Source organism: Nocardia farcinica (assembly GCF_029867845.1).
Taxonomy (GTDB): Bacteria; Actinomycetota; Actinomycetes; order Mycobacteriales; family Mycobacteriaceae; genus Nocardia; species Nocardia farcinica_A.
Window position 1 is genome coordinate 1 of the sequence record NZ_JARWRU010000944.1, and the last position, 2,906, is coordinate 2,906.

At 73.7% G+C, this 2,906-nt stretch carries 3 protein-coding genes; all 3 read right to left on the minus strand.

Annotated elements, in window-relative coordinates:
* Positions 1-608, minus strand: a 608-nt coding sequence (locus tag QH283_RS20830) for a metal ABC transporter permease (RefSeq protein ID WP_280504656.1), incomplete at its 3' end; no start/stop codon positions are given.
* Positions 608-1,444, minus strand: a complete 837-nt coding sequence (locus QH283_RS20835; RefSeq protein ID WP_280504658.1) for a metal ABC transporter ATP-binding protein — start codon at positions 1,442-1,444, stop codon at positions 608-610. The genes QH283_RS20830 and QH283_RS20835, both read right to left, overlap by 1 nt.
* Before the next feature lie 242 nt (positions 1,445-1,686).
* Positions 1,687-2,682, minus strand: coding sequence for a metal ABC transporter solute-binding protein, Zn/Mn family (locus QH283_RS20840; RefSeq protein ID WP_280504657.1), 996 nt, complete (start codon positions 2,680-2,682; stop codon positions 1,687-1,689).
* Positions 2,683-2,906: the final 224 nt, after the last annotated feature.

Here is a 2,906-nt window from a genome sequence, read left to right on the forward strand (position 1 = left end):
CCGAAGGCGGCGGTGATGCCGAGCAGCACCGCGAAGACCACCGCGAGCGCCCGCACCGGCACCCCGCGCGCCAGCGCCACCTCCGGGTCGGCGCTGGCGAACAGCAGCGGCCGGTAGATCACCGCGAGCACGGCCAGCACGATCACCGTCCCCGCGGTCAGCATGGCCAGGCCGCTGTTGCCGACGCTGACCACCTGACCGGTCAGCAGCGAGAACTTCGAGCCGGCGCGCTCGGGACCCAGCCACAGGAACAGCACCGACAGGCCGAGGCCGAAGGACAGCACCACCGCGATCACCGAATCGCGCTCGCGCGCCCTGGTGCCGAGCAGGCCGAAGAGCACCGCGGCCACCACCGAGCCGACGATGGCCCCGAAGCCGACGCCGATCCCGGCCAGCAGCGCCGCGGCCGCGCCGGTCAGCGACAGCTCGCTGGTGCCGTGCACGGCGAAGGACATCTGCCTGCTGATGATCAGCGGGCCGATCGCGCCGGCGAGCAGCCCGAGCAGGGCCGCCGCGAGCAGGGCCTGCTGCACGAAGTCGTAGCCGAGCAGGTTCGCGGTGGTGGCGAAATCGAACATCGAACCGAGCACGTCGGCGAGCTTGTCCATCAGGCGTGCACCCCGCTCTGCGGTTCCTCGCCGTGGCAGTGTTCGGCGCCCGCCGAGCCGAGCGCGTCCAGGGAGTCGCCGGTGCCGACGACCACCAGCCGCCCGCGCACCCGCAGCACGTCGACCTCGGTGCGGTACAGCTCGGAGAGCACCTCGGAGGTCATCACCTCGTCGGGGGTGCCGACCCGGAACGCGCCGTTGACCAGGTACAGCACCCGGTCCACCAGCGGCAGGATGGGATTGATCTCATGGGTGACGAACACGACCGCGGTGCCGTGGCTGCGCCTGCGCCGGTCGATCAGCTCGGCCACCAGCCGCTGATTGGCCAGGTCGAGGCTGAGCAGCGGCTCGTCGCACAGCAGCACCTCGGGATCGCCCACCAGCGCCTGCGCCACCCGCAACCGCTGCTGCTCGCCGCCGGACATCAGTTCCAGCGGGGCGTGCGCGTAGCGTTCGGCGCCCACCGCGGCGATCGCCTCGGCCACCCGCCGCGCGCGCTCCCCGCGCCCGCGCAGGCCGAGACCCCAGCGGTGCCCGTCCACCCCGAGCCCGACCAGGTCGATCCCGCGCAGCTGCACGCCCGCGTCGATGGTCTTCTGCTGCGGGATGTAGCCGATGTCGGCATTGCCGGTGCGCGCCGGCGCCCCGGCCACCTCGGCGGTGCCCGCGCGCAGCGCCAGCTGACCGAGCAGCACCTTCAGCAGCGAGGTCTTGCCGCTGCCGTTCGGGCCGAGCACGGCCACGAACTCGCCGGGGGCGATGTCGAGATCGAGCCCCTCCCACAGCGTGCGCTCGCCGAAGCCGAGGCTCGCGCCGCGCAGGCGGACCGCGGGCACGACCTCGTCACCGGGCGTCCGGGGCGCACGGCGCGCGGCGGCCCCGGTGGCCGGCTGCGCGGGGGCCGACCGGTCGGGCGGCTCGACGGCGGGGGACTCGTTCGGATCGGTGGGCTCGGTCAGCGCTGCTCCCAAGGGCTGGTCGGGATGGGGCGGATCGTCCGTGGCACGGCTCGGGGCGAGACGGTCTCGGCGTCGGGACGGTCTCGGTCGGGACGACTCGGATCAGGGCGGGGCCGGGATCAGCGAAGTGCGGCGGCCAATGCCTCGGCGTTGCGAGTCTGCCACTGAATGTAATCCAGGCCGTCCGGCAGGGTTTCGGTCACCTCGACGACCGGGATACCCGCGGCCTCGGCGGCCGCCCGCACGTCCTCGGTGGTCTTGTCCTCGGTCTGGATGTTGTAGATCAGCGCGCGCACCTGGCCGCTCGCGATCAGTTCGCGCACCGCGGCCACCGCGGCCGGGGCTGGGTCGGTGCCCTGCTCGATGGCCTCCTGGAACTCGCCGGGCGTGCGATCCTCCGCGCCCGCGGCCAGCACCAGATAGGAGGCCAGCGGTTCGGTCTGCAAAACCGGCTGTCCTGGGCGTTCGGCGGCGACGGGTGCGACGATCGCCTCGACGGCGCCCAGGCTCGCGACGAATCCGGCGGCGCGCTCGGCGTAGGCGGCGGCGCGCTCGGGATCGAGTTCGCCCAGTTCCTCGGCGATCCGCTCGGCGACCGCGCCCGCGACGTGGATGTCGTAGAAGACGTGCTCGTTCCCGTGGTCGTGGTCGCCGCCGTGCCCGTGGCCGCCCGGCTCTTCGCCGTGGTCGTCGCTGTGGTCGTCGTGCGGGTGGTCGCCGGTGGTCATCGCCTCGGCGGCCCGGGTCTGCTCGGCGACGGCGACCGCCTCGACGGCGGGCTTGTCCTTGCCGCCGAGCGCCTTGTCGATGAAGGCGTCGTAGTGGCCGCCGTTGAAGACCACCAGATCGGCGTCGGCGAGCGCGGCCGCCTGCACGGCGGTGACCTCGAAGGAGTGCGGGTCGGCGGCCGGATCGGAGATCAGCGCGGTCACCTCGGCGTCGGGCCCGGCCACCGTCGCGGCGATGTCGCCCCAGACGTTGGTGGAGGTCACCACGCTGATCCGGCCGGAATCGGCGTCGTCGGTGCCGCACGCGGCGGTCCCCGCGATCGTCAGGGCGGCTAGGGCGATGGCACTGCCTGTGGCGCCCGCGAACCGGGCAATTCTGTTGGTCACGCTGGGTACTCCACACTCGTGGCGAGCTCTAAACGGAAACGGTTTCCATGTACAGTAGCGCAGTCCACGGTCGAGATCCGAATCGATCCAGGCAGGAGAGCCCCGCACCGGCGGGCCCCGCGCGGAAAAGGCCGACGGGCCCCCCGCCCGGGGGGGGGGGGGGGGCGCCCGGGGGGCCGGGCGCCCGGGGGGGGGCCCCGCCCGGCCCCGCGGGGGGGGCCAAA